Genomic DNA, 6,210 nt, shown 5'->3' with positions numbered 1-6,210 from the left:
TCCCGCACCGACCTGGCGGGCCGCTCGCGCGACCGCAACACCGAGCTGATCCTCAAGAAGGGCTGAAAGAGGATCAACCCACGCCGTCCGGGCAACCCGCCGACGCGCCCTCGGGTCCCTCCCCCCGACCGAGTCCCACAGCGAGACGGGGAAGACATGAGGGTACGTACGGCACTGGTGGGGGCGATCGCCGCGGCGGCCGCGGTGACGCAGGCGGGCGTCGCGGCGGCGGCGCCCGGGGGAGGCGGCCACGCGCCGGCACGGGGGGCCGTGGAGGCGGCCGTGCGCGACGGCGTGCCGGGGGTGACGGCGACGGCCGTGGACCGGCACGGCACCTGGTCCGCCACCGCGGGCACGGGAGACCTGCGGACCGGCACACCGCGCTCCACGGCGGACCACTACCGCGTGGGCAGCATCACCAAGACGTTCATCTCCACCGTCCTGCTCCAGCTGGAGGCGGAGAAACGGCTGTCACTGGACGACACCGTGGACACCTGGCTGCCCGGAGTGGTGAGCGGCAACGGCAACGACGGGACCAGGATCACCGTCCGCCAGCTCCTCAACCACACCAGCGGGATCTTCAACTACACGGCCGACGAGGACTTCGGCGCCACGTACCTGGCCAAGGACGGATTCCTCCGCCACCGCTACGACACGGTGACGCCGGAGCAGCTCGTCGCCGTCGCCCTGTCCCACAAGCCGGACTTTGCTCCGGGCACGTCATGGAACTACTCCAACACCAACTACGTCCTGGCCGGCATGGTGATCGAGAAGGTCACCGGCCGTTCCTACGCCTCGCAGATCCGCGACCGGATCATCAAGCCCCTCCACCTGCACGCCACGTCCCTGCCGGGCACCCGGGTGACGGTTCCCGGGCCGCACAGCAGGGCGTACTCCAAGCTGGCCGAGACGACGACCGGACCGACCTACGACGTCACCTCCCTGAACCCCTCCTGGGGTTCCTCCGCGGGGGAGATGATCTCCGACAGCGCCGACCTGAACCGCTTCTACACCGCCCTCCTGCGCGGCAGGCTCCTGCCGCGCGAGCAGCTCGAGGAGATGAAGTCGACGGTCCGGATCGACGGCTTCCCCGACGGCGGTTACGGCCTCGGCCTCCTGGAGCGGAAGCTGAGCTGCGGAGTCCAGGTCTGGGGCCATGACGGCGGCATCCACGGCTCGATCTCCGTGGCCGTCACCACCACGGACGGCCGCCACTCCCTCGCCTTCAACCTCAACGGCGACTGGACGGGCGACGTCGAGGCGGTCGTCGAGGCGGAGTTCTGCGGGACGCGGCCGCCCGCGGCGAGCCCCTCCCAGGGCCTGTCCCCGAGCCTGTCCGACAGGCTCTAGCCGGCGGCCCCGGCGGTGAAGCTCACCTTCGCCGCCTCGACGGTGTTCCCGCGCCGGCCGGGCGCGCGCTGTTCCTTCCAGTACAGGTTGGTGTGCGCGACGACCTCGGCCGGGGCGGGGGCGCCGTACGCGGTGAGGTCCTCCGTGGTGTGGGCGTCGCCGACCAGCGTGACGTCGTACCCGCGGGTGAAGGCACCGTGGAGGGTGGAGCGGACGCACATGTCCGTCTGGGCGCCGGTGACCACGACGTGGCCGACGGCACGCTCGGCGAGCAGGTCCTCCAGCTCGGTGGCCTCGAAAGAGTCGCCGTAGTTCTTGTGGACGACCGGCTCCGGGTCCTGGCGGACCAGCTCCGGCACGTACTGCCAGGAGTCGCTGCCGTACTTCATGTGATCGTCGGAGTGCTGCACCCAGATCACCGGCACGGCCTCGGCGCGAGCTCTGGCGACCAGCGTGTCGATGTTCGCGATCACACCCGCGAGGTCGTGGGCGCCGTCCACCGCTCCGTGCTGCATGTCGATCACCAGCAGCGCCGTGTTCGGGCGATCGGGCAGGGTCGTCATCACGCTCTCCTGTCTCCTGTCCGGACCCGTCTTCCGTCCGGCTCCTCGTGGCGGGCGGGTCCGTCCGTGGAACTCCAGCCCGTACCACAGTAGTTCGCCGCACCGACAACGCCGGCGGAACCAGGGAGAGGGCCCGTGCGAACGGCCCGCGGGCCCTCTCCCTCCCCTCCGGCGCGGCCCGGTCCGTCACTACCGCGGCAGCACCAGGACGTACGCGGCCGGATCGCGGTCGTTCGCGGCCATGAGCGCGGTCCGCACGATCACGGCCTGCTCCTCCATCGCGTCCCTGAGCCTGCGCGGGGCGATGTGGACGACGGTGACGCCGAGCCGCTCCAGCCGCTCGCGTCTGCGGGCCTGCTCCGAGCGCCCGGCCTCCGCGCCCCGGAGCAGGGGCCGGGTGTCCAGCTCGACCGCCACCGCCTGCTCGGGCCAGTACGCGTCCACCGCACCGAGGTGCGGGCCTCCGGGCAGCCGCAGACCGACGTTCCAGACCGGGTCGGGCAGACCGTGTTCGAGGACCATCCGGTACAGGCGGTTCTCCGCGATCGCCCTGCCCTCCGCCACCAGCGAGTCCACGGCGTCGATCACGTGCGGACGCTCCAGCAGCCGGGCCGCCGTCAGCTCCTCCACGACCGAGCGCGGTTCGCACAGGCCGCGGCGCACCGCCTCCGTCAGCAGACCGCGCACGGTCTCCCCGTCGGTCAGCTCCGCGACCGCGTCGGCCAGCGCGCGGGGGACGGCCGCGACCGGGAGTCCGGCCACGAACACGGGGGGCGGCAGCACGGTCGTGCGCACGATGCGGACGCAGCCGGTCGAGCGCAGCCGGCGCATACGGGGGACCAGCACGTCGATCGTGTCGAGGGAGGGCAGCGGCGGGGCGCAGGAGAAGCCGTGCAGGGCCAGCGCCGCCAGGCCGGTGATCAGCGCGTCCGCGACGGGCCGGGGGGTGTGCGGTCCCGGGGTGCCCGGCTGGGCGGGGATGCGGGGTGCCGGGCGGGAGGAAGGGGGACGGGCGGTGTAGAGCAGGGCCGCGTGCAGCCGCTCCTCGGGAGTAGGCGGGCCGGGGTGCAGGAGGAAGACGCCGGGGAGGAGCCGCTGCCAGGGGCCGCCGGGCCGACACCGCTCGCCGGCGTCCGTGGTGGTCACGCCGTGGTCGCGCAACTGGGCGGCGGTCAGGACCCGGTGCTGTACGGGGGACGGGTGGTGCAGGGTGCGGGGGGAGAGCGGGGTGCTGTGGTTCATGGACCGGGGATGCCCGCCCGGGTGCGGCCCTCTAACCGCTGTTACCCGCTCGTCGGAGAATCGGGACAACCACGCCCGAAAGCACGGATGTTCGACCGGGGAAAGCCGCTGGTCCGGGTGGGCGTTCATAGGGGTTACGGGTCTGCATACCTGCATTTCGTAACCAATGCGCGCATCGGATCAGCCGACCGGCGCGGTATCGGATCAGTGGATCGACGCACGCGTCCGATCAGCCGACCGGTGCGCGCGCCGGACCGGTTCACCGGCAGGCCCGTCGGTGCGTGCCGGACCGGTTCACCGGGGGCGTCGCCGGACCGGCACACCGCAGGGGGCACCGGACGCCCTCGGCGCCGGTGCCCCCTGCGGTCGGGTCCGCCCGGGACGGGTGCCCGGGACGGGTGGTCAGCCCGCGGCGGCGATGTCGCGGGCCTGTCCCCGCAGCGCCCGCGCCAGATCGTCCCGCGACTCCAGCACCAGCCGGCGCAGCGCGGGCGGAGCGTCCTCGTGCGCCGCGAGCCACGCGTCCGTGGCCGCCAGGGTCTCCGGGGAGTCCTGGAGCGAGGGGAACAGTCCCCTGACCACGTCCATGCCGATCTGGATGGAGCGCTCCGCCCAGACGCGGTCGACGGCGGCGAAGTACTTGGCGGTGTACGGCTCCAGCAGGTCCCGCCGGGACGGCTGGCCGAAGCCGGAGATCGTCGCCTCGACGAGGGCGTTGGACAGCGCGTCGGACTCCACGACGGCGGCCCAGGCCTGGGCCTTGACCTCCGCCGAGGGGCGGGCCGCGAGGCAGCGGACCTGGTGCCGCTTGCCGGAGGCCGTGTCGTCGCGGGCGAGCTCGGCGGCGAGGACGGACTCGTCGGCGGCGCCCCGCGCGGCCAGCGGCTCCAGGAACGCCCAGCGCAGCTCCTGGTCGACCTCGAGGCCGTCGATCTTCGCCGTCCCCTCCAGCAGGCCCTGGAGCAGCTGGAGATCGGCCTCGCCGCAGGCGACGACGGCGAAGAAGCGGGCCCAGGCGAGCTGGTGCTCGCCGCCCGGCTCGGCGAGCCGCAGTTCCCTCAGCGCGCCCTCGGCGAGCAGCGCTCCGCCCTGCTCGCGCCAGTCGGGCGCCACGTAGTTGACGAGCGCGGAGTTCGCCCAGGCCTGGAGCATCTGGAGGACGCCGATGTCGGACTCGCGGCCCGCGAAGCGCAGCACCAGGGCGACGAAGTCCCGGGCGGGCAGGATCGCGTCGCGCGTGAGGTTCCACAGCGCGGACCAGCACAGGGCCCGGGCGAGCGGGTCGGTGATCTCTCCGAGCGCCTCCCGCAGCGTGGCCAGCGAGTTCTCGTCGAAGCGGATCTTGCAGTACGTGAGGTCGTCGTCGTTGACGAGGACCAGCTCGGGAGCCCCGGCGCCGGCCAGTTCGGTCACGATCGTGCGCGGCCCGTCGACGTCCACCTCGGCGCGCGCGTACCGCACGAGCGGACCGGTGCCCCCCTCGCGCCGGTACAGGCCGACGGCCACGCGGTGCGGGCGCAGTTCGGGGTGGGACTCGGGAGCCTCCTGGAGCACCGCCAGCTCGGCGACGCGGCCCTCGGCGTCCAGGATCACCTGCGGGGTCAGCGAGTTGACGCCCGCGGTCTGGAGCCAGGACCGGGACCAGGCGGCCATGTCCCGTCCGCTCGTCTCCTCCAGGGCCGACAGCAGATCGCCGAGGCGGGTGTTGCCGTACGCGTTGCGCTTGAAGTAGCGGCGGGCGCCCTCCAGGAAGGCGTCCTGTCCGGCGTAGGCCACCAGCTGCTTGAGGACGGAGGCGCCCTTGGCGTAGGTGATGCCGTCGAAGTTCAGCTTGGCGTCCTGCAGGTCACGGATGTCGGCCGTGATCGGGTGGGTGGACGGGAGCTGGTCCGCGCGGTAGGCCCAGGCCTTGCGGCGGTTGGCGAACGTGATCCAGGCGTCGGTGAAGCGGGTCGCGCCGACGTTCGCGAACGTGCCCATGAAGTCGGCGAAGGACTCCTTCAGCCACAGGTCGTCCCACCAGACCATGGTGACGAGGTCGCCGAACCACATGTGCGCCATCTCGTGCAGGATGACGTTCGCCCGCGCCTCGTACGACGTCTGCGTCACCTTGCCGCGGAAGATGTACTCCTCGCGGAAGGTGACGAGGCCCGGGTTCTCCATCGCGCCGAGGTTGTACTCGGGCACGAACGCCTGGTCGTACTTCCCGAAGGGGTACGGGTAGTCGAAGTGGTCGTGGAAGAAGTCCAGGCCCTGCTTGGTCACCAGGAACACGTCGTCGGCGTCGAAGTGGGGGGCCAGGCCCTTGCGGCACATCGCGCCGAGGGGGATCTCCAGCGTCGTACCGTCGTCGAAGGTGCGGGAGTAGGAGTCCGTCACGTAGTGGTACGGGCCCGCCACGACCGCGGTGATGTACGTCGAGATCGGCTTCGTCTCGGCGAACCTCCACACGCCGTCCACGAGTTCGCCGACGCCGTTGCTCCAGACGGTCCAGCCCTCGGGGGCCCTCGCCTCGAAGCGGAACGGGGCCTTGAGGTCCGGCTGCTCGAAGTTCGCGAAGACGCGGCGCGAGTCGGCGGGCTCGTACTGCGTGTACAGGTACACCTCGCCGTCCTCGGGGTCGACGAAGCGGTGCATGCCCTCGCCGGTGCGGGAGTAGGCGCACTGCGCGTCCACGACCAGCTCGTTCTCGGCGGCGAGGTCCTCCAGCCGGATCCGGGAGCCGTCGAAGACCTCACCGGGGTCGAGGTCCCGGCCGTTGAGCGAGACGGCCGTCACACTCGGCGCGACCAGGTCCGCGAAGCTCGCCGCGCCCGGCTCGGCGCAGCGGAAGCGGAGCGTGGTGACCGAGCGGAACGTGCGGGGCTCCCCGGCCGCCGCGCCGGGCTCCGTCCCCCCGACGGCCGAACGCAGGTCGAGGAAGACGTCGTAGCTGTCCACGGACAGCAATGCCGCCCGCTCCTGGGCCTCGTCGCGGGACAGGTTCTCACCGGGCACGGCTGCACTCCCTCATGGCGGCATGGACATGTGTGAACAGGGCCGATCCTGCCATGCG

General features: G+C 72.3%; 4 protein-coding genes. 1 reads left to right on the top strand and 3 read right to left on the bottom strand.

All coding sequences use genetic code 11. The features are described 5' to 3' along the window. Positions 1–156: 156 nt before the first annotated feature. Positions 157–1,350 (top strand): serine hydrolase domain-containing protein, encoded by a 1,194-nt coding sequence (locus tag CW362_RS22955; protein WP_206301025.1) that lies wholly within the window; start codon positions 157–159, stop codon positions 1,348–1,350. Here CW362_RS22955 and CW362_RS22950 read toward each other — a convergent pair. The 3 genes from CW362_RS22950 to pepN form a co-directional block, all read right to left on the bottom strand. Beyond that, the gene (locus CW362_RS22950) at positions 1,347–1,913 is read right to left on the bottom strand and encodes a cysteine hydrolase family protein (protein WP_103551401.1); all 567 of its coding nucleotides are present in this window, start codon (positions 1,911–1,913) and stop codon (positions 1,347–1,349) included. The two genes, CW362_RS22955 and CW362_RS22950, sit on opposite strands and share 4 nt — an antisense overlap. 189 nt (positions 1,914–2,102) lie before the next feature. Next, a complete protein-coding gene (locus tag CW362_RS22945; protein WP_103551400.1) occupies positions 2,103–3,155 on the bottom strand; it encodes a hypothetical protein in 1,053 nt (350 codons plus the stop codon). A gap of 402 nt (positions 3,156–3,557) precedes the next feature. Further along, positions 3,558–6,152, bottom strand: a complete 2,595-nt coding sequence (pepN, locus tag CW362_RS22940; RefSeq protein WP_103551399.1) for an aminopeptidase N — start codon at positions 6,150–6,152, stop codon at positions 3,558–3,560. Positions 6,153–6,210: the final 58 nt, after the last annotated feature.

The sequence above is a fragment of the Streptomyces populi genome, assembly GCF_002911015.1.
Lineage (GTDB): Bacteria > Actinomycetota > Actinomycetes > Streptomycetales > Streptomycetaceae > Streptomyces > Streptomyces populi.
The sequence above is the reverse complement of the archived record's forward strand: the minus strand, read 5'-3'. Positions and strand labels throughout refer to the sequence as shown.

What these genes read in the sequence shown, in the direction of transcription:
- CW362_RS22945 (WP_103551400.1), bottom strand. Translation starts at nt 3,155, where the DNA reads ATGAACCACAGCACCCCGCTCTCCCCCCGCACCCTGCACCACCCGTCC.
- CW362_RS22950 (WP_103551401.1), bottom strand. Translation starts at nt 1,913, where the DNA reads ATGACGACCCTGCCCGATCGCCCGAACACGGCGCTGCTGGTGATCGAC.
- CW362_RS22955 (WP_206301025.1), top strand. Translation starts at nt 157, where the DNA reads ATGAGGGTACGTACGGCACTGGTGGGGGCGATCGCCGCGGCGGCCGCG.